Consider the following 25,547-nt stretch of genomic DNA (forward strand, 5'->3'; position numbering starts at 1 on the left):
GAGGCGGCCGAGGCCTCCTCGGCAGCGGTGGTGGCAACGACGGCCCGCTGCCGGTCCGCGGCGTCGCGCGTGCCGCCCTCGAGGGTGCGTGCCCAGCCGGTCAGCTGCTCGGGGTCGTCGTGCCAGTCGTCCGGCGCGGCCACGTCGCCGACCTCGCTGACGCGGCTGACGAGGTCGGCGACCGCGACGCGGTGCGCCTCGGACGCGCGGCGCAGCTCGACCCGGCGCTCGCGCAGCCAGCGCTCGACCTGGTCGAACCGCTCGGTGCGGAAGACCTGCTGCAGGAGGGCGTGGCGTTCTTCCGACCGCGCGCGCAGGAACGCCTGGAACCGCCCTTGCGGGAGCAGCGCGACCTGGCAGAACTGCGGCAGCGTCATGCCGACCAGCCGGGTCAGGAGGTGACCGGCCTCGTCGAGGCGGGTGGTGAGGGGGTGCCACACGTCGTGCCCGTCGGAGTCGCGCCGGCGCTCGGAGACGACCACCCGCGCCTGCTCGGTCGTGGTGCCGGTGCCGCGCTTCTTGGGGCGACGCCACGCTGGCGAGCGGTCGATGCGGAACCGACGCCCGGAAAGCGTGACCTCCAGGACGACGCGGGGGACCACGTCGTCGCCGGCGTGGTCGGAGCGGAGCCGCTTGGCGGTGGAGCGGTCGCCGGGGACGTCGCCGTAGAGCGCGAAGCAGACCGCGTCGAGGACGCTCGACTTGCCGGCGCCGGTCGGGCCGGTGAGCAGGAAGAGCCCGGCCTCGGACAGCGTGTCGAGGTCGACCCGTGCGGTGTCGGCGAAGGGACCGAACCCGGTCACCTCGAGGCGGTGCAGCCTCATGACGCGCCGCCGGTGGAGGAGCCGACCAGGACGTCCTGGTCGGGGTCGTGGCAGCAGGCGTCGACGGCCTCCTGCAGCAGCGCGGACTCGACCTTGCTCGCCCCGACGCCGCGGACGTGCTCGAGGAAGTCGAGCGCGATGCCGTGGTCGCTGCGACCGGTGGCGGGCGCAGCCGGCGCGTCGGCCCGGGCGACGGGCGCGGGGAACTGCAGCACGAGCGTGTGGGGGAACCGACGGCGCAGCAGCTCCATCGCGCGCGCGGGGCGCGGCACGTCGGTCACCGTGGCCTGCACCCAGTCGTGCTCCCGGTCGGTCAGGGCAGGGTCGACCAGCAGGTCGTCGAGGGCGCCGCTGATCCGCGAGAGCCGCCGGGGGACCGGCGCCGGCACCCAGGTCGCACCGCGGAACCCGCCGGCGTCGAGCTCCACGAGCCACGACCCCTTGGCCTGCTCGGCCTCGGAGAACGAGTACGCCAGCGGGGAGCCGGAGTAGCGCAGGGCGGGGCCGAGCTCGTGGGGGCCGTGGAGGTGGCCCAGCGCGGTGTAGTCGATGCCGTCGAAGGTGCTGGTCGCGACGCGGGAGACGCCGCCGACGCTGATGTCGCGCTCGGACTCGCTCGGCGTCGCGCCCGCGACGAACGCGTGCGCCAGCACCACCGAGCGTGCGCCGCGACGGGTCGCGAGGTCGCGGCGGACCCGGGTCATCGCCTCGGTCAGCGCCGCCTCGTGGCTGCGGTGGGACAGACCCCACGGCTCGAGCAGGGCGGAGGGGTCGAGGTAGGGCAGGGCGTGGAAGGCCACGTCGCCGTGCTCGTCGCCCAGCACCACCGGCGTGCCGACGCCGGAGGCGTCGGTGCGCACGAACACGCCGGCGGCGTCCATCAGGCGCGAGCCGAACCCCAGGCGGCGGGCGCTGTCGTGGTTGCCGCTGCTCACCACCACCTGCGCGCGCGATGCCGCGAGGCGCGCGAACGCCTCGTCCGCGAGCTCCACGGCGTCGACGTGGGGGAGGGCCCGGTCGTAGACGTCGCCAGCGACGACCACGACGTCCACGCGCTCGCGCTCCACGACCTCGAGGAGGTGGTCCACGAACGCGGCCTGGTGCCCGAGCAGTCCCTCGCGGTGGAAGGACCTCCCCAGGTGCCAGTCGGAGGTGTGGAGGATGCGCACACGACGAACCTAGGACGCTCCACCGACACCGTCGGTCCACCACGCCGTGACGTGTCCGGCACCACGCGGGCGAGCGGGTCAGCAGTAGCGGACGGTGCGTCCCGGCGAGGTGAAGCCCCACAGGTCGATGCCCGCCTCCTCGGCGAGGCCGGCCGCGAGGCTGGTGGGCGCGCCGACGGCGACGATCGAGCCGATCCCGCTGGCGGCGGCCTTCTGGACGAGCTCGAAGCCCACGCGCCCGCTCAGGACCAGGCAGGCGGCCGCGGGGGACTGGCCGCCGAGGACCCGCGCACCGACGACCTTGTCGACGGCGTTGTGGCGTCCGACGTCCTCGCGCACCACCAGCAGGGTGCCGTCGGCGTCGGCCAGGCCTGCGGCGTGGACGCCACCGGTGCGGGAGAAGAGCTGCTGGCGCTCGCGCAGGGCGTCGGGCAGGCGGCGTACGACGTCGGCCTCCGGCCGCGGGCCCGCCCACGGCGCAGCCGCCCGGGTGGTCAGCGCCTCGCTCACGCTGTCCTTGCCGCACACCCCGCAGGCCGACGAGCCGGACGAGGAGGCGACGTGGCGGTGCGGCACCTCGGCGCCGCCGGCGAGGTCGACGGTGACGACGTTGAACTCCTGGTCGGGGGAGAGGTCCTCGTCGGTGCAGTAGGCCACCCGGTCGATGCCGTCGGGCGCGACGAGGCCCTCGTGGACCAGCCAGCCGGCGGCGAGCTCGAAGTCGTGGCCCGGTGTGCGCATCGTCACCCAGGCGCGACGGGGCGCGACACCGTGCGAGCGCACCCGGATCTCCAGCGGCTCCTCGGTGATGAGTCGGTCCTCGCGGGACAGCTCGCGGTCGTCGGTGTGCTCGACCACGCGGGTCCGGACCGAGGGTCCGGGTCGTCGGGTTCGGGACTGCGTCACGCCCCGACACTAGCCGTCCGGACCGCGCCCGCACCGCCCGATCAGGTGGCCCCGGGCCGGGCAGCTGGTGGCCGAGATCACCCCCTCCCGGATGCCCGGTCGGCTGGTCCGCGCTCGTAGAATGTAAGAGCCGCAACGGAGCGGCTGATTCTTACATCTTCACCACTCGAGCTCAGGGCCAGATGCCCTCGGAAGGACAGAACTCCATGACCACGCAGCTGCACGTCGCCTTCAGCCTCGTCGACTCGCGGGCGCACTCGGCCGAGGACCGCGCCCTCCTGCGCGACGTGGAGATCGCCCGACGCGAGGAGCGCCGCGCCCGCCGCGCGGCTCGCCGCAACGCCCGCTGACGCCGGGGTCCGACCCGGACCCACTGCAGCGAACCCCTGCATCCCCAGCACCCTGTCGACCGACGGTCGGCGGGGTGTCGTCATTCCCGGCCGGGGCGCCTCCGGGAGGCCGCGAGCAGGGCCGCCCCGAGGGCGACCATGACCAGGCTCGCCCCGGGCAGCCACGGCGAGGGCCCACCGGTGCCGGGCAGCGTGCCCGGGCCGGGGTCGCTCCCGCCCCCGTCGCCGCCACCGCTGTCGCCTCCGTCACCTCCGCCCCCGTCGCCCCCGCCGCCGGGTGTGGGGCTGTCGGTGGCGGTCGGGGAAGGGGTGGGCGTCGGCGACGTCGTGGGTGACGGTGGTGGGGACGACGGGCTCGGCGAGGTGGTCGGCGAGGTGGTCGGCAAGGTGGTCGGCGAAGGGGTCGGCGAGGTGGTCGGCGAGGTGGTCGGCGCCGGCGCGGTGACGAGCGCGAAGTCGCGGCCGCCCCGCACCTCGCCGCCGCTGGTGATCGTGAAGGTCAGCGTCCCGGCGCCGCTGGGGATGGTGCCGGCCGGTGCTGTCACGGACACCGTCCATGCGCCGGGCCCGAGCTGGTCGACGTACCAGCCGCCGTCGGCGTCGGTGCGCACGACCTGACGGCCTCCCGGTCCCTCGACGACCACCTCGACACCCGCAGCGGGAGCGCCGTCGAGCGTGACCACGCCGCCCGCCGATCCCGGCCGCGACAGCGCGACGTCCTGGCCTGTCAGCCCGCCGGGCGGCACGGTGACCGCGACGGGAGCGGGCGCGGTCCAGCCCTCGGGTGCGGTGACCGCGAGCGTGTAGTCGCCCGGCGGGACGCCGGCGAGCTCGTACGCGCCGTCACCGGTCGTCGCGACCGTGAGCGGTGCACCGCCGCCGACGGGGGTGAGCACGACCTCGACGCCGCCGAGACCGTGCCCGGCTCCGGTGACGGTGCCGGAGACGGACGGCAGCGCGACCAGCACCAGGTCCTGGCCGGTGACCGGTTGCGCGGCGACGGTGATCCCGCTGATCGAGGTGCCGGACGGTCCCGCGACGTAGCCGGCGGGGACGGCGATCGACACGGTGTAGCCCGTGCCGCTGGCGTTGTCGTCGATCAGGTAGGTGCCGTCGGCCCCGGTCGTGGCGGTGGTCGTCGCGCCACCGGGCGCGGTGAGGGTGACGACGACGCCCGGGACCGGTGCGCCCGAGGCGTCGCGAACCGTGCCGCTGACCGGCTGCGGCACGACGGCGCGCACGTCGAAGTCGGCCCGGGAGGCGGGGGAGCCGTCGTTCCCGCGGTTCGAGACGGTGTGCTCGGCCGCACCCACGACGGCGCAGGAGTCGGGCACGTCGAGCCGCACCACGTAGCCCGCCTGGGTGGCCACCTCGCCGAAGGAGTACGTGCCGTCCGCAGCCGGGCTCGTCGTGCCGAGCACCTCGCCCCACGGCGAGAGGAGCGTGGTGGTCGCCTGCGTGGGGCTGCACGCGCCCGCCAGGGACACGTCGGACACCGTGCCGCCGACCGGACGGGCGCGACTGACGAACCAGGTCTGGTAGACCGGGAAGCCGGCGCGGCGGGTGAAGGTCAGGGTGAGGCTGGAGAGCCGGACGTCGGGCTCGAGCCAGCCGCTGGCGCCGTCGGTGTCGGTGGCCGAGGGGTTGCCGGTGAGGGTCGCCGTCGTGGGGTCCCAGGTGGGCAGGTCGGGTCCGCCGGCGTAGTTGAAGGCGCCGGCGAACCAGCTCGCGACCTCGCTGACGGGCACGGCGGCACCCTGCTCGTCGGTCGCGCGCACGCGCACCGAGTCGGCGTCGACGTCGCCCAGGACGAAGGCCCAGCCGGTGTCGGGCGTCGGGTGGTCGAAGGCGTACGTCGTCGTGGACGGCGCGGCGGCCACGTCGGCACGCGGCCGGAGCAGGAGGTAGGGGCTGCCGGCACTGGTGCCGTACTTCTGCCCCGGTGGCGTGCCGGGCCCGAGGACGGCGGCCGTGCCGCTCGGGATCGAGGCGGGCGCACGGGAGTCGGAGGCGACCGTGGCCGCGGGGAAGCCGGGGGAGCGCTGCAGGAGCGCGGTGCGGTAGTCGTTGGCCGACCCGGCGAGGGGCCCCCAGCCGGTCCAGCGGTCGGTGAGCGCGTGGGCGGGCAGGCTGGCCGCGACCAGCCCGAGGGCCGCCAGCGCGGCCCCGTACGCCACCGTGCGTCCGGTCCTGCGTGACATGCGGTCTCCCCCCGGATGAAGCTCCCTCGTCGCCGTGAGCCTAGTGAGGGTCCGCGGGGCCGGGAAGGGCTCTGGCAGGCTGGCCCGCATGACGGACGACTCCCTGCGCAGCATCGACCTCACCCGCATCGGGCCGGCGCGCTTCAAGGCCACCAACGCCCGCGGCGGGGAGACGTTCTTCGGCACCGGGGGCGACGACCCCGACTTCACCCCGGTCGAGCTGCTGCTGGCGGCGATCGCGGGGTGCAGCGCGCTCGACGTCGAGGCGATCACGCACAAGCGCGTGTCGAGCACGACGTTCGCGGTGCACGCCGAGGGTCACAAGGTCCGCGACGAGCACGGCAACCACATGACGGGGCTGCGGGTGAGCTTCGACGTCGCCTTCCCGGAGGGCCCCGAGGGCGACGCCGCACGCGAGCGGGTGGCGGGCGCGATCGCGATGTCGCGCGACCGCCTGTGCACCGTCTCGCGCACGGTGCAGCTGGGCGCCGAGGTCACCTACAGCGACCTCGACGCCCGCTGACCCAGCGGGGGACCGGCGTCAGGCGATCGTGACCTTCTCGATCGTCACGTCCTTGTTGGGGGCGCCGCCGCCGGCCGGGTTGGCCCCGTCGTTGCCCTCCTTGGCGATCGCGTCGATCACCTTGAGCCCGGCCTCGTCGATCGTGCCGAAGGTCGTGTAGCTCGGCGGGAACTGCGAGTCGCGGAAGACCAGGAAGAACTGCGAGCCGTTGGTGTCGGGTCCGGCGTTGGCCATCGCGAGCGTGCCGGCGGGGTAGGTCTCGTCGCCGGAGAGCTCGTCGGGGAACGAGTAGCCGGCGCCTCCCGCTCCGGTGCCGGTCGGGTCGCCGCACTGGAGGATGCCGAAGCCCTCCTGGTCGCCGATGCGCGGGCAGGGGGTGTCGTCGTAGAAGCCCTGCTCGGCCAGCGAGACGAACGAGTTGACCGTGCACGGGGCGTCGGCGCGGTCGAGGGTCAGGGTGATGTCGCCGAAGTTGGTGGTCATGGTGGCGGTGACGGTGCCCTCGGCCGGGGCCTGCTCGTCGGGGGCGTCGACGTCGCGCGCCGGGTCCTGCCCGTCGGTGGGGTAGTCGCAGGTCACGGTCTTGCCCGTGCTGCCCGAGGCGCCGGCCGACTCGCTCGAGGACGCGCTGGAGGACGCGCTGGAGGAGTCCTTCGCGGAGTCGGACGAGCCGTCCGACTCGTTGCCGCACCCGGCGAGCGCGAGGACGGACAGGCACGCCAGCACGGAGGCGGGACGCAGGAGGGCAGGTCGCTTCGTCAGCAGGTTCGACATGCGGCGATCGTAGCCAGCGGTGCTCACATCTCCTCGTGGGTGTCGGGGTCGCCGCCGAAGAGCCGCCCGTCGTCCTCGGCCAGCGAGGAGATGGCGTCCATCTCGCCCGCGGTGAGCTCGAAGCCGAAGACGTCGAGGTTCTGCTCCTGGCGGGTGCGGTCGGCCGACTTGGGGATCGGCAGGCTGCCGAGCTGCACGTGCCAGCGCAGGATCGCCTGCCCGGGCGTGACGCCGTGCGCGCCGGCCGCCGAGGTGACGGCCTCCTCCTCGAGCGGGGCGCGGCGCTTGCCCATCGGGCTCCAGGCCTCCGTGCGGATGCCGAGGCGCTCGTGCACCTCGCGCATGTGCTGCTGCGGGAAGCGCGGGTGCAGCTCGACCTGGTTGACCGCCGGGACGACGCCGGTGTCGTCGATGATCCGGGTCAGGTGCTCCTCGGTGAAGTTCGAGACGCCGATGGAGCGCACCAGACCGTCGCGCTGCAGCTGCACGAGCGCGCGCCACGCCTCGACGTACTTCCCCTGGCTGGGGTTGGGCCAGTGGATGAGGTGGAGGTCGGTGCGCTCGACGCCGAGCCGCTCGAGCGACCCGCGCACCGAGGCGATGGCGTCGTCGTAGGCGTGGTGGCGTCCGGGGATCTTGCTGGCGACGAGCACCTCGTCTCGCGGCAGGCCCGAGCGACGCAGCGCCTCACCGACCTCGGCCTCGTTCTCGTAGTTGACCGCGGTGTCGAGGAGCCGGTAGCCGGCCTCGAGGGCGCCGACCATCGCGGCCGTGCCGTCCTCGCCCTTCAGCGGGTAGGTGCCGAGGCCGATCGCCGGGATCGTGGTGCCGTCGTTGAGCTCGAGCTGGGGGATGGGTGCCATGTCGTCCAACCTAGGCCAGCGTCCCCACCTCGTCGGCGGTCGCCGGTACGGCGTCGTGGTGCACGCTGCCGCGACGACCGGGCAGGGCGACCAGTGCGCCGAGCGCGCCCAGCAGGCAGAGCACGCCGATGACGGTGCAGCCCACGGACAGGCCGTCCATGAACGCCGTCGCGACCGCGTCCTGCACGCCGGGCACCCGGCGTCCGACGGCCACGGCGACCCCGACGCCCTCCTGCGCCGCCTCGAGCTGCTGCGGGGGCAGGCTCCCGGCGAGCAGCTCGCCCAGGCGGTCGGCGTACACGCTGGAGAACACCGAGCCGATCACCGCGACGCCCAGCGTGCCGCCGAGCTCGCGGGTGGCGTCGTTGACCGCGGAGCCCACGCCGGCGCGGGCCGGCGGCAGGACCTGGAGGATCGACTCGGTCGCGGGCGTGGAGACCAGCCCGATGCCGACGCCCAGGAGCAGCATCTGCGGGACGATGACGGTCGCGTAGTCGGTGTCGACGCCGCTGCGCGAGATCCAGAGGAAGGACGTCCCGAGCAGTGCGAGCCCGGTGGTGACGACGGCCCGCGTGCCGAGGCGCGGAGCCAGCAGGCCACCGACGACGGACGCCGCCGCGATCGCCAGCGCGACCGGGATCGTCCGGGCACCGGCGCCGAGCGGGGAGTAGTCGCGGACGAACTGGAAGAACTGCGTGATGAGGAAGATGAAGCCGAAGAGCGCGAAGAAGGCGACCGTGACCGCCCCGGACGCGGCGCTGAAGCGGGCGTCGGCGAACAGGGTCACGTCGAGCATGGGGTGCTCCGCGCGGCGCTCGACCTGCACGAAGACCAGCACGAGCGCCAGTGCCACCGCGAAGCCCGCGAGCGTCGCTCCGCTCGACCAGCCGCGCTCCGGGCCCTCGATGATCGTGTGGGTGAGCAGGCCGAGCGCGGCGACCGACACCGCGAGGCCGCGGAGGTCGAGCCGCGGCACGGAGGGGTCGCGCGACTCGGGGACGAACGCCACCGCCATCGCGGTGGCGAGCAGCGCGACCGGCACCAGCGCCCAGAACACCGAGTGCCAGGTGAAGTGCTCCAGGAGCCAGCCGCCGCTCACCGGACCGAGGGCCACGCCCATGCCGGTGCTGGCACCCCACGCCCCGAGCGCGGCCGCGCGCTCGCGGCGGTCGGGGAACGTGTTGGCGATGATCGACAGGGTCGTCGGGAAGACGATCGCGGCGCAGGCGCCCATCACGAAGCGGAGCGCCACGAGCTGTCCCGCGGTGGAGGCGAGGGCCGCTACCCCCGTCGCGGTGGCGAAGCCGAGCAGGCCGAGGACCAGCGCGGGGCGTCGTCCGAACCGGTCGGACAGGCTGCCCATCGCCAGCACGAGCGCGGCGAAGGCGAGGTTGTAGCCGTCGACGATCCACAGCAGCTGTCGCGTGCCGGCGTCGAGGGAGGTGGCGAGCTCGGGGAGCGCGACGTTCACGATCGTCGTGTCGAGGTTGATGCTCAGCGCGGCCAGGCACACCGTGACGAGCACGAGCGGCCGGCGGGCGACGGGGTGGGACATGGGGGCCTCGCAGAAGTGTTGGCGGTGTCAACATGAGGATGACCCGTGGTGTGGGCGGTGTCAACATTTCCGTCGGTGTCGGCTAGCCTCGGCCCGTGAGCTCCTCGCGCTACCACCACGGCCACCTCCACGAGGCCCTCGTCGAGGCCGGGGTCGCCGCCGTGCGCGAGGCCGGGCCGGACGGGGTCGCCCTGCGCGACCTGGCGCGGCGGGTCGGGGTCAGCCACAACGCGGCGTACCGGCACTTCGCCGACCGCGAGGCCCTGATGGGGGAGATCGCCGGCGCCGGGATGGAGGCGCTCGCCGATGCGGGCCGCAGCCGGCTCGAGGCCGTCGAGGAGCCCGACCCCGTCCGGCGGGCCCGGCTGCGGCTGCGCGAGCTCGGGCGCGGCTACGTCGCCTTCGCCCGGGCCGAGCCCGGGCTCTTCCGGGTCGCGTTCGCCGACCACCCCGCGCTCGACACCGCACCCGACACCGCTCCTGACCCTGACTCCACACCGGCCGTCGACGCGACCACCGAGGTGCGGGAGGGGGAGGGGCCGTTCGGCCAGCTCGCCGCCTGCCTCGACGACCTCGAGGCGGTGGGCTTCCTGGACCCGGGGTCGCGGCCGGGGGCGGAGTACACCTGCTGGGCCGCGGTCCACGGCCTCGCCATGCTGCTGGTCGAGGGTCCGCTGCAGAGGCTGCCCGACGCGGAGGCGCTGCCGATCGTCGAGAGCGTCCTCGCCGCGCTCGACCGCGGGCTCGGCGCGGGCACCGGACCGCACCCGCCGCTGGGTTGAGCGCGCTCAGCGCTCGAGGCGGAGCTCCTGGGCGTCGATCAACGCCGAGGCCTGGCGCAGCGCCTCGGTGCTGTAGGCGCCGATCGCCTGCTCCTCGTGGAGCGCGTCGCGCATGCGTGCGATGAACTCGCGGTGGAGGAGCGCACGTTGCGAGGCCAGCGACAACGACTCCGGGGAGGCGTCGGCCCGGCTCTCGCGCACGCGCTCGAGCCAGCCGACCATCTCCTCGGCGACGGTCGGGTCGATCGCCCGGCCGTCGACCACCACCTCGTCGAGGGGACCCAGGGCCGTCACGGCCGAGGTGGTGATCCCGCTGAACAGGTCGGCCACCTCGTCGCGCCGGCTCTCCGGGTCGGTGCCCGACACCCCGAGCCTGCGGATCACCAGGGGGAGCGTGCCGCCGTACAGCAGCAGCGAGACGACGGCGACGAAGAACGCCACCGTGACCAGGAGCGTGCGCTCCTCGACGTCCGTGGTGATCGTGAGCGCGGCGGCGAGCGTCACGACGCCCCGCATGCCGGCCCAGGACAGCACCGCCCCGCCGCGCGCGGTCACCGGCTCGCTCTCCTGGTAGGCGACGTCGGCGCGACCGCGGGCGACCCGCCGCCGGAACTGGCCGGCCCGCCGCGCGCCCTGGTCGGCGAGCGTGTCGACGCGGTCGCTGATCTCGTCGAGCCGCTCGCGCATGGCGTCGAGACGAGGCTGCTGGCGGCGCTCGCTCAGCACCTGCACCCCGACGAAGCCCACGCGCAGCACGAGGAGCAGCGCGAGGACGACGGCGGAGAGCACGACGACCTGCCCGGGCGTGGCGTTGGAGTCGTCGAGGTCGCGCAGCAGGCCCTCGAGCTGGAGGCCCATCAGCAGGAAGACGCCGTTCTCGACGAGGAACTGCAACGTCAGCCAGTTGGTCCGCTCGGTGAGGCGCTCGCGTGCGGTGAACCGGCGCGACCCGTGGTGGCCGGTGACCAGCCCGGCGACCACGACCGCGACCACTCCGGAGGCCTCCGCCTCCTCGGCCGGCAGGAAGGCCAGGAACGGCACGATGAAGCTGACCGCGGTCATCAGCACCGGGTCGGCCAGGCGGACCCGCAGCCACACGGTGCCGTGGCCGACGGCGTACCCGATCACCAGGGCGACGACGACCGCGCGCACGAAGTCGAGGAGCGCGTCGCCGAGGCTGAAGCCCGCGGTGACCGCGAGCAGCGAGGTGCGCAGCACGACCAGCGCGGACGCGTCGTTGAGCAGGCTCTCGCCCTCCAGCACCGTCATCAGCCTGTGGGGGAGCCCGAGCCGCTTGCCGATCGCCGTGGCGGCGACGGCGTCGGTGGGGCTGACGACCGCGCCGAGCGCCACGCCGGCGGCGAACGACACGCTCGGCACCAGCAGGTGCACCACGAGGCCCACCGCCAGCGCGGACACGACGACCAGGGTGACCGAGAGCCAGGTGATCATGCCGAAGCTGCGGCGCAGGTCGATCACGGGCACCTGGACCGCGGTGGCGTAGAGCAGGGGCGGCAGCGCGCCGACGAGGATCCAGTCGGGCTCGAGGGCGAAGTCGGGGGTGCCCGGCAGCAGGCTGAAGACGATCCCGACCACGAGGAGCACAAGCGGCGTGGCGATCCCGGTGCGCCGCGCGAGCACCGCCGCCACGACGATCGCCGTCAGGCCGGCGATGGCGAGGGTCAGCAGCTCCACCACGTCAGGGTAGTGGCCGGGGTGTGCGGGGGCAGTCGTGCAGGGGACCGGGTCTGACACGGGTGTGATTCGGGCTGGGGCTCGCTCGCTCCGCTATCTGACATAATGTCAGTTATCGGCGGTTTGGACGGAGTGAGCGTGGAGGGGCCGAAGTCCCCGGATATCCGGGGACTTCGAGGCTCCCGCGGTCCTGGTGACGTACCTGGTGCGTCACCAGCACCGCACTCCCGCTGTCGTCGTCGTGAGAACGCCGTTGTCCGGACGATGACGGAACATCCGAGTCACCTGGTGGCACGGATCGTCCACGCTGTCCGTGGAGCCGCCGTGAGGACGCCGTTCGTGGCACTCCGCTCGCCGTGTCCGTTCGAAGTCCCCGGATATCCGGGGACTTCGTGGCGATGGCGGAACATCCGAGTCATCAGGTGGCTCGGATCTTCCGCGATGTCGAGCAAGGCGTCGTCACGAACAACGGCGGCGACGCACCCTGCAAGTGACATAACGCGTCAGGCGAACTTGCCGTACTTCTTGTGCATCGCCTGCTTGCTGACGCCGAGCATGGTGCCGATCTCGGCCCAGCTGAAGCCGTGGATGCGGGCGCGTCGTACGGCGACGGCCTCGGCCGCGGCCAGCTCGTGCCTGGCGCGGGCGATGCGCACGAGCTCCTCGAGGGGGCTCTCCTCCCCCGGCTCCTCGGCGTCGACAGCGGTCCTCATGCGTCAACGATGATTGACGAGAACCCAGAAGTCAACCCTCGTTGACGCGCTGGTCCTTCGTGAGGTGCAGCAGCCACTGGGTGCCGCCGGTGTGGATGAGGGCGTAGCGGCGGGTGCCGCCGAGCCCGGCCAGGAGGAACCGCAGGCGGTGCTCGGAGCGGTCCTCGAGGGTCCAGGTGCCGGTGTCGGCGATCGTCTTGTGCTCGTCCTCGTACGCCACGTGGTCGAGGTCGTGGTCGCCGACCGCGATCGCGAGGCGGTCGTGCGCCGGATCGTCCGGCATCCCCTTGGGCACCGCCCAGCTGCGCAGCACGCCGTCCTCCTCGAGCCGCAGGTCGAAGTGGGGGCTCGGCTTGCGGTGGTCGTGCAGGACGAAGCGGGCCGGCACCGGGGTCAGTCCCGCGGTCGCTCGTCGACGATGCGGCGCATCTTGCCTACGGAGCGCTCGATGCCGAACGGCTCGACGACCTCGACCGCGACGCTGACGCCGATCATCCGCTTGACCAGGTCGGCGACGTGGCGGCCGGCGGCGTCGCCGACCTCGGTCCCGACGTGCTCGCGCCGCTCGATCCGGACGGTGAGCGTGTCGAGGTTGCCCTCGCGACGGCGTACGCACTGGAAGTGCGGCGTCAGCTCCGGCACCCCCAGCACCAGCTCCTCGATCTGCGTGGGGAACAGGTTCACGCCGCGCAGGATGATCATGTCGTCGGTGCGGCCGGTGATCTTCTCGATCCGCCGCATCGGCCGCATCGAGCCCGGGAGCAGCCGGGTCAGGTCGCGCGTGCGGTAGCGCAGGACCGGCATCGCCTCCTTGGTCAGCGAGGTCAGCACCAGCTCGCCCTCCTCCCCGTCGGGCAGCACCTCGCCGGTGGTCGGGTCGATGATCTCAGGGTAGAAGTGGTCCTCCCACACGTGGAGGCCGTCCTTGGTCTCCACGCACTCCTGGGCGACGCCGGGCCCGATGATCTCGGACAGGCCGTAGATGTCGACGGCGTGCATGTCGAGCCGCTCCTCGATCGCGCGCCGCATCTCGTCGGTCCACGGCTCGGCGCCGAAGATCCCCACGCGCAGCGAGCTCGCGCGCGGGTCGAGGCCGCGCCGCTCCATCTCGTCGACGATGTTGAGCATGTACGACGGCGTCACCATGATGACGGCCGGCCGGAAGTCCGCGATCAGCTGCACCTGCCGCTCGGTCATGCCGCCGGACACGGGGACGACGGTGCAGCCCAGCTTCTCCGCGCCGGCGTGCGCCCCGAGGCCGCCGGTGAACAGGCCGTAGCCGTACGCGTTGTGCAGCACGTCGCCCGGTCGGCCGCCCGCGGCGCGGATGGACCGCGCGACGACGGTCGCCCAGACGTCCAGGTCGGCCCGCGTGTAGCCCACGACGGTCGGCTTGCCGGTCGTGCCGGACGACGCGTGCAGCCGCACGACCTCCTCGCGCGGCACCGCGAACATCCCGAACGGGTAGTTCTGCCGCAGGGTCTCCTTGGTCGTGAACGGCAGCCGCGCGAGGTCGGACAGCTCGCGGACCTCGCGCGGGTCCACGCCGGCCGCGTCGAGCGCCGCGCGGTAGTGCGGGACGTTGTCGTAGGCGTGCCTCACCGACCAGCGCAGGCGGTCGAGCTGCACGGAGCGGAGCTCCTCGACGGAGACCTGCTCGATCGGCTCGAGGTGGTCGTCGGGTGGGATCGCTGCTGGCACGGGCGTCCTCCTGCTCGGTTTCCTGACCTCCCGGTCAGCATGTCACCCGAGGCGGCGGACCTGGTAGGTCCCGGTCGTCGTCGCGACCACCTCTCCGGACGCGTTGGTCAGCGTCGCGTCGAGGACGAACTCCCCCTTGCCGGTCGCTAGCGCGTCACGCCTCACCCGCTCGACCTCGGCGTCGGCGAGCTCGGCCGTCGCCCGTACGACGCCCACCGCGGGCCGCCGGAACCGGATCGTCGACTCCTTGACCAGCGGCACCATGCCGGCGAGCTCGCCCCCGAGGTCGAAGGTGGCCATCGCCAGCACGCCGCCGAGCATCTCCGCGACGCTGTAGAGCGAGCCGGCGTAGGCGACGCCGAAGTGGTTGCGGTTGGGCTCGGCGGGGAGCTCGGCCACCGCCCGGCCGGGGACGGCCTCGACGACCCGGACGCCCATCGCGTCGAGGATCGGGACGGAGGAGGTCATCGGCCCAGCGTGGCGCGCAGGGCGCGGACGTCCTCGGGCCCGACCCGGCAGCAACCGCCCACGAGACGGGCGCCGTCGGCGACCCAGGACGCCACGTCGTCCGCACGGAACGCCGACTCGCCGGTCCACGCGCGGGCGTCGGCGTCCCAGCCCTGCCCGGAGTTCGGGTAGACGACGGCCGGACCGTGGCGGCCCGCGAGCGTGACGGCGGCAGTGGCGTCGCCGGGTGTCGTGCAGTTGACCCCGACGGCCAGCACCTCGGCGACGTCGGCCGCCATGGCGAACGCCTCGGCCAGCGGCTCCCCCGCGCGCGTCCGGTCGCCGGCCGCCGACAGCGAGATCCACGCCGGCACGCCGGTCCCGTCGAGCTCGGCGAGCACCGCCTCCACCTCGGCAAGGCACGGGACGGTCTCGACGGCGAGCACGTCAGCGCCCTCCCCCACCGTCGCGGCGAGCACCTCGAGCCGCGGACGGTGGAACGCCCGCAGGCCCGCCACGTCGAGGCCGTAGTCGCCGCGGTACTCCGAGCCGTCGGCGAGCACGGCTCCGTAGGGCCCGACCGAGGCCGCGACCCAGCCGCCCGGGGCGACCTCGTCGCGCGCGGAGGCCGCCAGCGCGACACTGCGGCGCAGCAGCCCGGTCACCTCGTCGGCGTCGACGCCATCGGAGCCGAAGCCCTCGTAGGAGACCTGGTAGGACGCCGTCGTCGCGACCTCCGCACCCGCCTCGAAGAACTCGCGGTGCGCCGCCTCCACGGCCGCCGGGTCCTCGCGCAGCAACCGCGCCGACCACAGGTGCGACGACAAGTCGTGGCCGTGTCGCTCGAGCAGGGTGGCGAGGCCGCCGTCGAGGACGACAGGACGGTCCGCGACGGTCGTACGGAGGTCGGTGCGCGTCATGGGCCCATGCTCGCAGGGGTCCCCACCCCTTGGGCGGGCTGGGCAGGATCGGGGCGTGCCAGAGGGACACACCATCCACCGCCTCGCGCGGCGCCACGCCCGGCTGCTCGCCGGCCAGCGCGTCGCCGCCGACAGCCCGCAGGGCCGCTTCGAGGACGGCGCGAGGCTGCTGGACGGTCGCGTGCTGGAGTCCACCGACGCGTGGGGCAAGCACCTCTTCCACCGCTACGACGACCTCTGGCTCCACGTGCACCTCGGTCTGTACGGCAAGTTCCGCGACGGGTCGCTGCCCGCTCCCGAGCCCCGCGGGGCGCTGCGGCTGCGCCTGGTCGGCGAGGAGTCGTGGCTGGAGCTGCGCGGCCCGACCGCGTGCGAGGTCATGACCGACGCCGAGCGGCGCGTCGTGCTCGCCCGGCTGGGGCCGGACCCGCTGCGACGGAGGCCCGACGTGGACGCCTTCGTCGACCGCGTCCGGCGCAGCCGCGCCCCGATCGGGCGCATGCTGATGGACCAGGCCGTCATCGCCGGCGTCGGCAACGTCTACCGCGCCGAGGTGCTGTTCCGGCAGCGGCTCTCCCCGTTCCTGCCGGGCCGCGAGGTCGAGGAGGCGCAGGTGCTCGCGGTCTGGGACGACCTGGTCGGGCTGCTGCGCGCCGGCGTGCGGGCCGGACGGATCGTCACCACGCGGCCAAAGGACCGCGAGCGTCCGTCCGGACGCCCCCGCCGCGTCGACGCCCACTACGTCTACGGGCGCGCCGACCTGCCCTGCCGCATCTGCGGGACACCCGTCCAGGACGCGCTGGTGGCCGCGCGCCGGTTGTTCTGGTGCCCGGTCTGCCAGGCCTGAGCCCTCAGCCGCCCACGTAGTCGCGCAGGTGCTTGCCCGTGAGCGTCGGGGCGGACGCGGCGACCATCTCCGCGGGCGTCCCCTCGAAGACGACCGTGCCGCCCTCGTGGCCGGCCCCCGGGCCGAGGTCGATGATCCAGTCGGCGTGCGCCATCACGGCCTGGTGGTGCTCGATGACGATGACCGACCTCCCGGAGTCCACGATGCGGTCGAGCAGGCCGAGGAGGTTCGCGACGTCGGCGAGGTGCAGGCCGGTCGTGGGCTCGTCGAGGACGTAGACGTCGCCCTTCTCCCCCATCTGCACCGCGAGCTTGAGCCGCTGGCGCTCGCCGCCCGACAACGTGGTGAGCGGCTGGCCGAGGGTGATGTAGCCGAGTCCGACGTCGACGAGGCGCTCGAGCACCTTCACCGCGGCGGGGATCCTCGCCTCGCCCTCGCTGAAGTGCGCCAGCGCGTCCTGGACCGACATCTCGTGCACCTCCGCGATGTCCTTGCCGCCGAGCGTGTGCTCGAGCACCTCCGCCCGGAACCGGCGGCCCTCGCACTCCTCGCACGGTGACTCGACGGTCGCCATCGGACCGAGCTCGGTGAAGATCACCCCGGCGCCGTTGCAGGTCGAGCAGGCGCCCTCGGAGTTGGAGCTGAAGAGCGCCGGCTTGACGCCGTTGGCCTTCGCGAAGGCCTTGCGGATGGGCTCGAGCAGGCCGGTGTAGGTCGCCGGGTTGCTGCGGCGAGAGCCCTTGATCGCGCCCTGGTCGATGACGATGACGTCCTCGCGACCGGCCAGCGACCCGTGGATGAGCGAGCTCTTGCCGGAGCCGGCCACACCCGTGACGACGGTGAGCACGCCGAGCGGCACGTCGACGTCGACGTCGCGGAGGTTGTGGGTGCTCGCGCCGCGCACCTCGATGACGCCGGACGCCGTGCGCACCTGGTCCTTGAGCCGGGACCGGTCGTCGAGGTGGCGCCCGGTCGTGGTGCTGCTGGCGCGCAGTCCCGCCACGTCGCCCTCGAAGCACACCGTGCCGCCGCCCGAGCCCGCGCCGGGACCGATGTCGACGACGTGGTCGGCGATCGCGATCGTCTCCGGCTTGTGCTCGACCACCAGGACGGTGTTGCCCTTGTCGCGCAGCTGCAGCAGCAGCTGGTTCATCCGCTCGATGTCGTGCGGGTGCAGGCCGATGGTGGGCTCGTCGAAGACGTAGGTGACGTCGGTGAGGGAGGAGCCGAGGTGTCGGATCATCTTGGTCCGCTGCGCCTCGCCGCCCGACAGCGTGCCGGCGGGCCGGTCGAGGGACAGGTAGCCCAGGCCGATCTCGGAGAACGAGTCGAGCAGGTGCTGCAGGCCCTTGAGGAGCGGGGCGACCGACGGCTCGTCGAGCTCGCGGACCCACGTGGCCAGGTCGCTGATCTGCATGGCGCACAGGTCGGCGATCGACTTCCCCCGGATCTTCGAGGCCCGCGCCTCGGGCGTCAGCCGCGTGCCCTCGCAGTCGGGGCAGGTCTGGAAGGTCACCGCCCGCTCGACGAAGCGGCGCACGTGGGGCTGCATCGCCTCGGGGTCCTTCGACAGCATCGACTTCTGGATCTTGGGGATGACCCCCTCGAACGTGAGGTTGACTCCCTCGACCTTGATCTTGGTCGGCTCGGACCACAGCATCGTCTCGAGCTGCTTCTTGGTGAACGACCCGATGGGGGTGTCCATCGGCAGGCCCATGCCCTCGAAGAGCCGGCCGTACCACCCGTCCATCGAGTACCCCGGCACCGTCAGCGCGCCCTGGCTGAGCGACTTGTCCGCGTCGTAGAGCGCGGTCAGGTCGATGTCGTTGACCTTGCCCATGCCCTCGCAGCGCGGGCACATGCCGCCGAGGTAGACCTCCTGCTTGGCGATCCGGCGCTCGGTGCGCCCGCCCTTCTCCGTGGTCATCATCCCGCTGGCCTTGCGGGTCGGGACGTTGAACGAGTACGCCGTCGGCGGGCCGACGTAGGGCTCGCCGAGCCGGCTGTAGAGGGTGCGCAGCAGGGCGTTGGCGTCGGTGGCGGTGCCGACCGTCGAGCGCGGGTTGGCGCCCATCCGCTCCTGGTCGACGATGATCGCGGTCGTGAGGCCCTCGAGGTGGTCCACGTCGGGCCGCGCCAGCGAGGGCATGAAGCCCTGCACGAAGGCGCTGTAGGTCTCGTTGATCATCCGCTGCGACTCGGCGGCGATCGTGGCGAAGACCAGGGAGCTCTTGCCGGAGCCGGACACGCCGGTGAACACGGTCAGACGGCGCTTGGGAAGATCGACGTCGACGTCCTTGAGGTTGTTCTCGCGCGCCCCCTGCACGCGGATCACGTCGTGGTCGTCGGCCGGGTGGGTGGTGGTCATGGTGCTCCCCTGTCTGCTCGCGGGTCATCCTGCCAGTCATGACGGACACCGCGCCCGGTGTGTGACAGCCCGGGCCCGACCGCCCGTGCGGATGGTGCGTGGTCGCTGACGGGCGTGCGAGGGTCGAGCGCATGAGCGACCACGACGAGCAGGTGCGGACCGTTGCCGAGATCATGCGCAAGACCGACATCGCGGTGCTGACCTACGTGGCGCGCGAGGGCGCGCTGGTGTCGACACCGATGGGCACCCAGGACTTCGAGGAGCCCGGCACGACGTGGTTCCTCACCGAGCGCAGCTCGGACAAGGTGCAGGCGATCGAGGCCGACGCACGCGTCAACGTCGCGTACTCCAGCAAGGCCGGGTGGGTGTCGCTGTCCGGCACCGCCAGGGTCAGCGAGGACCGCGCCAAGCTGCGCGAGCTGTGGGACGCCTCGGCGGGTGCCTTCATGAGCGGCGGCCCGGACGACCCCGACAACGTCCTGCTGGAGATCGACGGCTCGACCGCCGAGTACTGGGAGTCTCCCGGCAAGGCCGCGGCCGTCGTGCAGATGGCCAAGGGGCTGCTGACCGACGACCAGCCCGACCTCGGCGACAACGACACCGTCATCCTCTGACGGTCCTGCCGTGCTCGTCGACGTCCACGGACCTGCCCACCCCGACGAGGTGTGGCGCCGCTTCACCACGCCGGACGACTGGTCGTCCTGGGCGCCCCTGATCCAGTCCGTCGAGTGCGACGACCCGGTCATCGCCGTCGGCTCGACCGGTCGGGTGCACGGGCCGGGCCGCGTCGCCGTCGACTTCGAGGTCGTCGCCCTCGACCCGCTCGTACGCACGTGGACGTGGCGGGTCGGCCGCGGCGGCGCCGCGGTGACGATGGACCACCACGTGCTGCCGGCCCCCGGTGGCGCCAGCCGCGCCCAGCTCCGGGTGCCCGCCCCCGCCGCGGCCCTCCTCCAGCCCTACCGCCTACCGGCGCGGGACGCACTGCGCCGCCTGGTCCGCGACGCGGGCGGTCACGCCGGTGGACTGACCCCCGAGGCGGTCCAGGCGTTCCGGTTCGCCTTCGCGCCGTCCTACGCCGCCGCCGGTCGTCCCTTCGGCATCACGCCCCGCACGACCGCGGTCGAGGTCGGGCCGCACTGGCTCTACGTCCGCTACGGACCGTGGCGTCTGGCGACGCCACGCACCAACGTCGCCTCGGTCGAGCCGAGCGGCGGGTTCTCCTTCGTGAAGACCGCCGGGCCGCCGCACCTGTCGCTGACCGACCGCGGCGTCTCCTTCACCACCAACGGCGACGCGGCGCTGTGCGTGACCTTCCACGAGCCGGTGCCGGCCATCGACCCGACCGGTGCGATCGTCCACCCCGGCGCGACCATCTCGGTCGCCGACCCCGCGGGCCTTGCCAACGCCCTCGGGTTCGACGTCTGAGACCGGCTGAGAGACCGGCTCAGGGGCAGACGTCGGTCCGGGCGAGCCCGACCAGGGCCGTCGCCTGGTCCGGGGAGACCTCCTCGCCCGGTCCTCCCGAGAACAGGTCGACCGCGGCGTCGGCGAGCTGGTCGTCGGCCTCACCACCGGAGGCCGACCCACAGGTCTCGAGGAGTCCCGACAGGTCCTGCTCGTCGAGGTGGGGCGCGATGGCCTGCATCTGCTGCACGATCGCGTCCGGGTCCTCCGCGATGGCCTTGCGCCACTCGTAGTCGGCCGACCCCTCGAACTCCGACAGTGGCTTCCCACTGACCGCGTCGACGACCTCGCTCGTGCTCGGGTCGGGCGCGACCGTGTCCTTCGGGTCGCCGGACGGCGGGTCGTCGCTCCCCACCCCGCAGCCTGCGAGCGCGAACGCGGCGACGGCGATCCAGGTCCTCTTCATCGTGCAGTCCTTCCGGTGGCGGACCTCCCCAGTGCCCACCTGCCGCCATCCCACGCGTGGCGGCTGCCGCTCGTGGCCGCGGTGCCACTGCCCGGCCTAGGGTGCAGGGCATGGGAATCGTGCACCGGGGCGCCTCGCTGAGCCCGACCAAGCAGGAGATCGTCGAGGGCTGGCTGCCCACCCGCGGTTGGGCGCAGGGCCGCACCGTGGCGGAGAAGGTCGGCGAGTACCGGCTCGACGACCCCGCCGGCGAGGTCGGGGTGGAGACGATCGTGTGGCGGGCGGACGACGGGGCTCTGCTGCAGACACCGCTGACCTACCGCTCGGAGCCGCTCGCGTCCGCCGAGGAGCACCTGGTCGCGACCACCGAGCACTCGGTGCTCGGCACCCGCTGGGTCTACGACGGCTGCGGCGACCCGGTCTGGGCCGACACCCTCGTCCGCGCGATCCTCACCGGCGGCCACGAGACGCCGATGTTCTTCGAGCGCGACGGCGAGCGGGTCGACATCCCGCCCCGCATCGAGGTGAGCGGCAGCGGGAGCGCCGACGCGTCCGCGCCGGTCACGACGGTGGACGGCGTGCGCGACGAGGACGCGGTGACGGTGGTCGAGGCAGGCGGGCACACGATCGCGCTGGCGCGCGTGGTCGGCACGCCGCTGGGCGAGGGCCCGCAACTGACCGGCACGGTCGCCGGCGAGCCCGACGTGCACGTGTGGGCCGCGCTGCGCGACTCCTGACCGCCGCCCGGCCCGCACCCGCGTCGGGTCAGGGGCGCACCACGTCGAGGCCGAGCCACTCCCCCAGCGCGTCGAGCTCGTGGTGGACGCGTCGGCGCCGGGCGGCCGACCAGTCGCCGTCCTCGTGGACGGCGTCCACGACAAGCACGCCCGCCTCGCGGTCGGCCGTGGCGTCGATCTTGCCCACGAGCGCGTCGCCGTCGAGCACGGGCATCGCCCAGTAGCCCCACCGCCGCGCCGCGGCCGGCTTGTACATCTCGAGCTGGTAGTCGAAGCCGAACAGCTCCTCCATCCGCTTGCGGTCGAAGACCAGGCGGTCGAGGGGCGAGAGGATCGCGGTGCGGCCCTCGAAGTCGTCGTCGAGCAGCGTCGGGTCGACGCGCCAGGTGCCGCGCACGCCCTCGACCCGCGCCGCAGCGCCGACCCCGCGCACGTCGTACGGCTCGTGCCACGCCTCGAGCGCGCGCGGTCGCGCCAGCCCGAGCGCCCGCAGGCGCCGGCGGGCCAGCTCGAGGTGGGCCTCCGGCGCGGGTACGGCGGGGTCGCCGGGGTGCACGCGCCGGGCGAGGTCCCAGTGTCGCTCGCGGCCCTCGCGCGAGGCCACGGCCACCTCGCCGCGCGCCTCCAGGCACTCGAGGAGCTTCATCACGTTCTTGTCGTTGGTCCAGCCGCTGGAGCGCCACGGCACCTCGCAGGTGTCGGGCAGGTCGCGCGCGGGGGTCGGGCCCTCGGCGCGCAGGTGGGCCAGCACGTCGCGCCGGCAACCGTCGTTGGCGGCCACCCAGTCGGCGAGGTCCTCCTGCCACTCCTTGAGCGGCGGCTCCCCCGGCCAGGTGTCCATGTCGGCGCGGAAGAGCGCGACGTCCTCGGCCGGGCGCAGCAGCGCCTGGAGCTCGACCACGGCGCCGTCGCCGAGCAGCTCCTCGAGGTCGTCGGGGTGGTAGCGCGCACCGAGCCGGGTCCACAGCGCGAGGTCGGCGTGGTGGGCCACCACCCGGGTGAGGTCGACCTGGAGGAACCCGAGGTGGCGCACCACGTCGAGCACGTCGGTCGGTCGGGGCTCGGCCAGCAGCTGGGCCCGTACGACGATGCGCCGGGCCTGCGCGGCGGTCAGCTCGTGCACGTGCGCCCCGGCCATGCCCCGATCGTAGGACCACCGCCATGGCCCGTTCGGGTCATTCCGACCCCGATATCGGGCACTTGACCCGATTTCGCCCGTGCGGGGGCCGTCCCGGTGACACGCTCGAAGCACGTCAGGCGATCATCTCGGACCGCCGTACAGCCATGGGGAGCACTATCATGTGGGACACCGTCGAGACCAGCTCGAAGCACCTCTCGCACGACCTGCCGTGCAGCGCGTGCGGCCACGGTGTGCACTCCTACCTGCCGTGCTCCGACACGTGCCACTGCACGCAGGGCCGCGTCCTCAGCGCTGTCTGACCCCGTCGCGCACCTTGTCGCGCACCCGGCGGCGCACCCCGCGCACGAACCGCTGCCGCACCGTCTCGTGGGCCGGCGGCCGGCCGTCGTCCCCCAAGGCGTAGCTCGCCACCTTCGCCAGCCGCGGCCGGTCGTGAGCATCGACCACCTCGCCGGTGACCCACCACATCCTCAGGCTCCTGCCGCGGACCTCCAGGCTGGCCAGGTTGTTGTCGAACCACGGCCCCTCGGCGTAACGCCACGTCAGCGGCGCGTCGGGCACGTGCGCCGACCGCGACGCCAGGCGGCCGATCGGACCGGCCACGCCGTAGGACAGCACCGCGGTGGCGAAGCGCATGTTGCGCGAGAGCGGGTTGCGGATCGGTGAGCACACCGCCTGCAGCAGGGTCGAGCGCACCTGACCGTCGCGTGCGACCGGCCACGCCTCGCTGACGTAGCTGTGGTGCACGTCGCCGGACAGGAAGGTCACCGATGACGGCGCTCGCCCGCGCCGGCCGTCGGCGACCTCGAGGACCTGGCGGCACACGTCCTGGAAGCTGCGCTGGAAGGCGCCCCAGTGCTCGAGGTCGACCGTCTGGCGCATCTTCTCGCCGAACCGGGCGCCGCGGTCGCCCCACGTGCCGTCGGACAGGGCCTCGCTGAAGGCCTCCAGGTGGTGCAGGCCGCGGGCCAGGAGGAAGGGCAGCGACGTGGCCACGAACAGGTGGTCGACGTCGCCGCGGAGGTGCTCGTCGAGCCACGCCGCCTCGTCGGGGTCGAGCAGCGCGCGGTGGCCCTCCTCGAGCTGGCGCGCTGCGCGGGAGTCGACCACGACCAGTCGGGCCTGGGTGTCGAAGTCGCGGACGTAGCTCCAGCGGTAGGTGGCCGGCTCCTGGTCGACGCGGGCGGCGAAGGCGTCGAGCACCTCGCCCAGGTCCTGCTCGTCGTCACCGGCGTGGGCGAGCACGTGCTGCCAGATCTCGTCCTGGGCGCGCTCCGCCGGGGACAGGTTCCCGAGGTGCTGGTGCACCCAGTACGACGCCAGCCCCGCGACGATGCGCCCGTGCCACCACGAGGTGGCCTCCATCTGCTCGCGCCACTGCTGCGAGGTGTTCCAGTCGTCGCGGATGTCGTGGTCGTCGAAGATCATCGAGCTCGGCACGGTGGAGAGCACCCACCGGTTGGCCGGGTCGGACCACGCGAGCTTGTAGAGGTGGGCGTACTCCTCGTAGTCCTGCAGCTCGGTCCAGGGCGGCTGCTCGATGTCGCGACGCGACTCGATGAACGCCTGCATCTCCTCGGTGGTCTCGTCGGCGTAGACCTGGTCGCCGAGGAACAGCACCAGGTCGGGCAGCGACGAGGCGAGGTCGGGGTCGTCGGGGTCGGCCGGGTCGACCTGGCCGGCCATCCGCAGCGCCCAGGCGCGCAGCGCGTCCACGCCGTGCGACCGGTTGCCCTTCTCGTCGTGGGTCACCGAGGTGCGGCACGAGCCGAACGCCATCCGCAGCGGCCGGCCCGGCTCGAGGGTGGAGATGACCGGCGCGGGGAACGGCGAGCCCGGCTCGGGCCAGACCTGCCGGCCGTCGACCGCGACCGTGTAGGCCTCGGTGGTCCCGGGCTCCAGGTCGAGGACCTCGACCAGCGCGTAGTGGTGGCCGTGCACGGCGAACGTGCGCGCCTCCGCGGTGGTCGCGCCACGGGTCACGGTCACGGTGGCGGGGTCGCGCGTCTCCACCCAGACCGCGGCCGAGGTCGAGTCGACGTGGCGCAGGAGCGGACCCAGGACCAGCAGGTCGTCGGGCCCGCTCACGGCTGGAGCAGGACCTTGGTCGCGCGGCGCTCGTCCATCGCGCGGTAGCCCTCGGGCGACTCCGACATCGGCAGGGTCAGGTCGAAGACGATGCCGGGGTCGACCGCGTTGGACAGGACGCGCTCGAGCAGGTCCGGCAGGTAGCGCCGGACCGGGGCGACGCCGCCGGCGAGACCGACGTTCTTCTGGAACATCCGGCGCACCGGCAGCTCGACGCCGTGCGGGACGCCGACGAACCCGACGGTCGAGCCCGGGCGGGCCACCGCGAACGCCGTCTTCATCGCCTCGTCGGTGCCGACGCACTCCAGGACCGCGTCGGCGCCGACGCCGCCCGTCAGCTCGGCGATCCGCTCGCCGCCCTCCTTGCCGCGCTCCGCGACGACGTCGGTGGCCCCGAAGGTGCGGGCGATCGCCTGCCGGTCTGCGTGGCGCGACATCGCGATCACCCGCTCCGCGCCGAGCTGAGAGGCCGCCAGGACGCCGAAGAGGCCGACCGCGCCGTCACCGATGACCACGGCGGTCCCACCGGGCCGGACTCCCGCCGACACGGCGGCGTGCCAGCCGGTCGGGAAGACGTCGGAGAGCGTGAGGAGCGAGGGGATCATCGACGCGTCGGGCATCCCGTCGGTCTTGACCAGGCTGCCGTCGGCCTGGGTCACGCGGGCGTACTCCCCCTGGCCGCTGGCGGTGAAGCCGCCGTTCTGGCAGGCGGACTGCACTCCTGCCAGGCAGTGCGGGCAGGTGTTGTCGCTGTGGCAGAACGGGACGATGACGAAGTCGCCGGGGCGGAAGTCCTTCACGTCGGCGCCGACCTCCTCGACCACGCCCACGCACTCGTGGCCGATCGTCGCCCCCGCGTCGATGTCGTTGTGACCGCGGTAGGGCCACAGGTCGGAGCCGCAGATGCAGCCGGCGACGACCTTGACGACGGCGTCGGTCGGCTGCTCGATGGTGGGGTCGGGGACCTCCTCGAAGCGGATGTCGCCCGGGGCGTGGATCGTGGTTGCGCGCATGCTCGGATACTGCCACGGACCCGGACAACCTTTCCGCCCGGACGGGCGTCTCCTCGC

25 protein-coding genes are annotated in these 25,547 nt (G+C 73.5%); 7 read left to right on the forward strand and 18 right to left on the reverse strand.

The annotated features are described in order from the left end of the window. From ACFFJG_RS18980 to ACFFJG_RS18990, 3 genes are all read right to left on the reverse strand, one after another. A partial coding sequence (locus tag ACFFJG_RS18980; RefSeq protein WP_378520362.1) for an AAA family ATPase occupies nt 1-824 on the reverse strand: 824 nt, incomplete at its 3' end. Then, a complete protein-coding gene (locus ACFFJG_RS18985; protein WP_378520363.1) occupies nt 821-1,993 on the reverse strand; it encodes an exonuclease SbcCD subunit D in 1,173 nt (390 codons plus the stop codon). The genes ACFFJG_RS18980 and ACFFJG_RS18985, both read right to left, overlap by 4 nt. 78 nt (nt 1,994-2,071) lie before the next feature. Next, a complete protein-coding gene (locus ACFFJG_RS18990) occupies nt 2,072-2,899 on the reverse strand; it encodes a formate dehydrogenase accessory sulfurtransferase FdhD (RefSeq protein WP_378520364.1) in 828 nt (275 codons plus the stop codon). Between the two features lie 206 nt (nt 2,900-3,105). On the opposite strand from ACFFJG_RS18990, the gene ACFFJG_RS18995 reads away from it, so the two are divergent. Then, nucleotides 3,106-3,249, forward strand: a complete 144-nt coding sequence (locus ACFFJG_RS18995) for a hypothetical protein (RefSeq protein ID WP_378520365.1) — start codon at nt 3,106-3,108, stop codon at nt 3,247-3,249. Between the two features lie 80 nt (nt 3,250-3,329). Here the strand turns inward: ACFFJG_RS18995 and ACFFJG_RS19000 are convergent, their stop codons facing one another. After that, complete coding sequence (locus tag ACFFJG_RS19000) at nt 3,330-5,450, reverse strand: MSCRAMM family protein (RefSeq protein ID WP_378520366.1); 2,121 nt, start codon at nt 5,448-5,450, stop codon at nt 3,330-3,332. 88 nt (nt 5,451-5,538) lie between these two features. Between ACFFJG_RS19000 and ACFFJG_RS19005 the strand changes: the two genes are divergently transcribed. After that, complete coding sequence (locus tag ACFFJG_RS19005) at nt 5,539-5,973, forward strand: OsmC family protein (protein ID WP_378520367.1); 435 nt, start codon at nt 5,539-5,541, stop codon at nt 5,971-5,973. A gap of 18 nt (nt 5,974-5,991) precedes the next feature. Here ACFFJG_RS19005 and ACFFJG_RS19010 read toward each other — a convergent pair whose 3' ends face one another. From ACFFJG_RS19010 to ACFFJG_RS19020, 3 genes are read right to left on the reverse strand one after another with little or no spacing between them, the layout of a single operon-like run. Then, a complete protein-coding gene (locus ACFFJG_RS19010) occupies nt 5,992-6,747 on the reverse strand; it encodes a peptidylprolyl isomerase (RefSeq protein ID WP_378520368.1) in 756 nt (251 codons plus the stop codon). Between the two features lie 23 nt (nt 6,748-6,770). Then, nucleotides 6,771-7,610 carry an aldo/keto reductase gene (locus ACFFJG_RS19015; protein WP_378520369.1) on the reverse strand — a complete coding sequence of 280 codons (840 nt, stop codon included), beginning with the start codon at nt 7,608-7,610 and terminating at the stop codon, nt 6,771-6,773. A 10-nt stretch (nt 7,611-7,620) separates the two neighbouring features. Continuing rightward, a complete protein-coding gene (locus tag ACFFJG_RS19020; protein WP_378520370.1) occupies nt 7,621-9,165 on the reverse strand; it encodes an MFS transporter in 1,545 nt (514 codons plus the stop codon). A gap of 95 nt (nt 9,166-9,260) precedes the next feature. Here ACFFJG_RS19020 and ACFFJG_RS19025 point away from each other — a divergent pair, with 95 nt between their 5' ends. Continuing rightward, nucleotides 9,261-9,947 carry a TetR/AcrR family transcriptional regulator gene (locus ACFFJG_RS19025; protein ID WP_378520371.1) on the forward strand — a complete coding sequence of 229 codons (687 nt, stop codon included), beginning with the start codon at nt 9,261-9,263 and terminating at the stop codon, nt 9,945-9,947. 6 nt (nt 9,948-9,953) lie between these two features. On the opposite strand, the gene ACFFJG_RS19030 is transcribed toward ACFFJG_RS19025, so the two are convergent. The 6 genes from ACFFJG_RS19030 to mmuM form a co-directional block, all read right to left on the reverse strand. Further along, a complete protein-coding gene (locus tag ACFFJG_RS19030) occupies nt 9,954-11,642 on the reverse strand; it encodes a cation:proton antiporter (RefSeq protein ID WP_378520372.1) in 1,689 nt (562 codons plus the stop codon). A 503-nt stretch (nt 11,643-12,145) separates the two neighbouring features. Beyond that, on the reverse strand, nt 12,146-12,355 hold the full coding sequence (locus ACFFJG_RS19035) for a helix-turn-helix domain-containing protein (protein ID WP_378520373.1): 210 nt from the start codon (nt 12,353-12,355) through the stop codon (nt 12,146-12,148). A gap of 31 nt (nt 12,356-12,386) precedes the next feature. Beyond that, nucleotides 12,387-12,743: a DNA polymerase ligase N-terminal domain-containing protein gene (locus tag ACFFJG_RS19040; RefSeq protein WP_378520374.1), complete on the reverse strand. Its 357-nt coding sequence runs from the start codon at nt 12,741-12,743 to the stop codon at nt 12,387-12,389. Between the two features lie 5 nt (nt 12,744-12,748). Further along, a complete protein-coding gene (gene paaK, locus ACFFJG_RS19045; protein WP_378520375.1) occupies nt 12,749-14,056 on the reverse strand; it encodes a phenylacetate--CoA ligase PaaK in 1,308 nt (435 codons plus the stop codon). A gap of 42 nt (nt 14,057-14,098) precedes the next feature. Further along, entirely contained in the window at nt 14,099-14,524 is a 426-nt protein-coding gene (locus tag ACFFJG_RS19050; RefSeq protein ID WP_378520376.1) for a PaaI family thioesterase, read from the reverse strand. After that, on the reverse strand, nt 14,521-15,423 hold the full coding sequence (gene mmuM / locus ACFFJG_RS19055; protein WP_378520377.1) for a homocysteine S-methyltransferase: 903 nt from the start codon (nt 15,421-15,423) through the stop codon (nt 14,521-14,523). Before mmuM ends, ACFFJG_RS19050 begins: the two co-directional genes overlap by 4 nt. Nucleotides 15,424-15,478: 55 nt before the next feature. Here mmuM and ACFFJG_RS19060 point away from each other — a divergent pair, with 55 nt between their 5' ends. After that, complete coding sequence (locus tag ACFFJG_RS19060) at nt 15,479-16,270, forward strand: Fpg/Nei family DNA glycosylase (protein ID WP_378520378.1); 792 nt, start codon at nt 15,479-15,481, stop codon at nt 16,268-16,270. A 4-nt stretch (nt 16,271-16,274) separates the two neighbouring features. On the opposite strand, the gene ACFFJG_RS19065 is transcribed toward ACFFJG_RS19060, so the two are convergent. Then, nucleotides 16,275-18,638, reverse strand: a complete 2,364-nt coding sequence (locus ACFFJG_RS19065; RefSeq protein ID WP_378520379.1) for an ATP-binding cassette domain-containing protein — start codon at nt 18,636-18,638, stop codon at nt 16,275-16,277. Between the two features lie 131 nt (nt 18,639-18,769). Here ACFFJG_RS19065 and ACFFJG_RS19070 point away from each other — a divergent pair, with 131 nt between their 5' ends. Together ACFFJG_RS19070 and ACFFJG_RS19075 are read left to right on the forward strand one after the other, a co-directional pair. Beyond that, nucleotides 18,770-19,252: a pyridoxamine 5'-phosphate oxidase family protein gene (locus ACFFJG_RS19070; protein ID WP_378520380.1), complete on the forward strand. Its 483-nt coding sequence runs from the start codon at nt 18,770-18,772 to the stop codon at nt 19,250-19,252. A gap of 10 nt (nt 19,253-19,262) precedes the next feature. Beyond that, the gene (locus tag ACFFJG_RS19075; RefSeq protein WP_378520381.1) at nt 19,263-20,066 is read left to right on the forward strand and encodes an SRPBCC family protein; all 804 of its coding nucleotides are present in this window, start codon (nt 19,263-19,265) and stop codon (nt 20,064-20,066) included. 19 nt (nt 20,067-20,085) lie between these two features. Here the strand turns inward: ACFFJG_RS19075 and ACFFJG_RS19080 are convergent, their stop codons facing one another. Continuing rightward, complete coding sequence (locus tag ACFFJG_RS19080) at nt 20,086-20,511, reverse strand: hypothetical protein (protein ID WP_378520383.1); 426 nt, start codon at nt 20,509-20,511, stop codon at nt 20,086-20,088. A gap of 110 nt (nt 20,512-20,621) precedes the next feature. On the opposite strand from ACFFJG_RS19080, the gene ACFFJG_RS19085 reads away from it, so the two are divergent. Then, entirely contained in the window at nt 20,622-21,248 is a 627-nt protein-coding gene (locus ACFFJG_RS19085) for a maltokinase N-terminal cap-like domain-containing protein (protein ID WP_378520384.1), read from the forward strand. A gap of 28 nt (nt 21,249-21,276) precedes the next feature. Here the strand turns inward: ACFFJG_RS19085 and ACFFJG_RS19090 are convergent, their stop codons facing one another. From ACFFJG_RS19090 to ACFFJG_RS19100, 3 genes are all read right to left on the reverse strand, one after another. Further along, complete coding sequence (locus ACFFJG_RS19090) at nt 21,277-22,386, reverse strand: DNA glycosylase AlkZ-like family protein (RefSeq protein ID WP_378520385.1); 1,110 nt, start codon at nt 22,384-22,386, stop codon at nt 21,277-21,279. A gap of 288 nt (nt 22,387-22,674) precedes the next feature. Beyond that, nucleotides 22,675-24,477, reverse strand: a complete 1,803-nt coding sequence (locus tag ACFFJG_RS19095) for an alkaline phosphatase D family protein (protein WP_378520386.1) — start codon at nt 24,475-24,477, stop codon at nt 22,675-22,677. Then, nucleotides 24,474-25,490 carry a zinc-dependent alcohol dehydrogenase family protein gene (locus ACFFJG_RS19100; protein WP_378520387.1) on the reverse strand — a complete coding sequence of 339 codons (1,017 nt, stop codon included), beginning with the start codon at nt 25,488-25,490 and terminating at the stop codon, nt 24,474-24,476. Before ACFFJG_RS19100 ends, ACFFJG_RS19095 begins: the two co-directional genes overlap by 4 nt. Nucleotides 25,491-25,547 lie beyond the last annotated feature (57 nt).

Source organism: Nocardioides zeicaulis, assembly GCF_042432345.1.
Classification (GTDB): Bacteria; Actinomycetota; Actinomycetes; order Propionibacteriales; family Nocardioidaceae; genus Nocardioides; species Nocardioides zeicaulis.

What these genes read in the sequence shown, in the direction of transcription:
- ACFFJG_RS19020 (WP_378520370.1), bottom strand. Translation starts at nt 9,165, where the DNA reads ATGTCCCACCCCGTCGCCCGCCGGCCGCTCGTGCTCGTCACGGTGTGC.
- ACFFJG_RS19070 (WP_378520380.1), top strand. Translation starts at nt 18,770, where the DNA reads ATGAGCGACCACGACGAGCAGGTGCGGACCGTTGCCGAGATCATGCGC.
- ACFFJG_RS19100 (WP_378520387.1), bottom strand. Translation starts at nt 25,490, where the DNA reads ATGCGCGCAACCACGATCCACGCCCCGGGCGACATCCGCTTCGAGGAG.
- ACFFJG_RS19050 (WP_378520376.1), bottom strand. Translation starts at nt 14,524, where the DNA reads ATGACCTCCTCCGTCCCGATCCTCGACGCGATGGGCGTCCGGGTCGTC.
- ACFFJG_RS18995 (WP_378520365.1), top strand. Translation starts at nt 3,106, where the DNA reads ATGACCACGCAGCTGCACGTCGCCTTCAGCCTCGTCGACTCGCGGGCG.
- ACFFJG_RS19080 (WP_378520383.1), bottom strand. Translation starts at nt 20,511, where the DNA reads ATGAAGAGGACCTGGATCGCCGTCGCCGCGTTCGCGCTCGCAGGCTGC.
- ACFFJG_RS19035 (WP_378520373.1), bottom strand. Translation starts at nt 12,355, where the DNA reads ATGAGGACCGCTGTCGACGCCGAGGAGCCGGGGGAGGAGAGCCCCCTC.
- ACFFJG_RS19085 (WP_378520384.1), top strand. Translation starts at nt 20,622, where the DNA reads ATGGGAATCGTGCACCGGGGCGCCTCGCTGAGCCCGACCAAGCAGGAG.
- ACFFJG_RS19005 (WP_378520367.1), top strand. Translation starts at nt 5,539, where the DNA reads ATGACGGACGACTCCCTGCGCAGCATCGACCTCACCCGCATCGGGCCG.
- ACFFJG_RS19065 (WP_378520379.1), bottom strand. Translation starts at nt 18,638, where the DNA reads ATGACCACCACCCACCCGGCCGACGACCACGACGTGATCCGCGTGCAG.
- ACFFJG_RS19015 (WP_378520369.1), bottom strand. Translation starts at nt 7,610, where the DNA reads ATGGCACCCATCCCCCAGCTCGAGCTCAACGACGGCACCACGATCCCG.
- ACFFJG_RS19090 (WP_378520385.1), bottom strand. Translation starts at nt 22,386, where the DNA reads ATGGCCGGGGCGCACGTGCACGAGCTGACCGCCGCGCAGGCCCGGCGC.
- ACFFJG_RS19010 (WP_378520368.1), bottom strand. Translation starts at nt 6,747, where the DNA reads ATGTCGAACCTGCTGACGAAGCGACCTGCCCTCCTGCGTCCCGCCTCC.
- ACFFJG_RS19000 (WP_378520366.1), bottom strand. Translation starts at nt 5,450, where the DNA reads ATGTCACGCAGGACCGGACGCACGGTGGCGTACGGGGCCGCGCTGGCG.
- mmuM (WP_378520377.1), bottom strand. Translation starts at nt 15,423, where the DNA reads ATGACGCGCACCGACCTCCGTACGACCGTCGCGGACCGTCCTGTCGTC.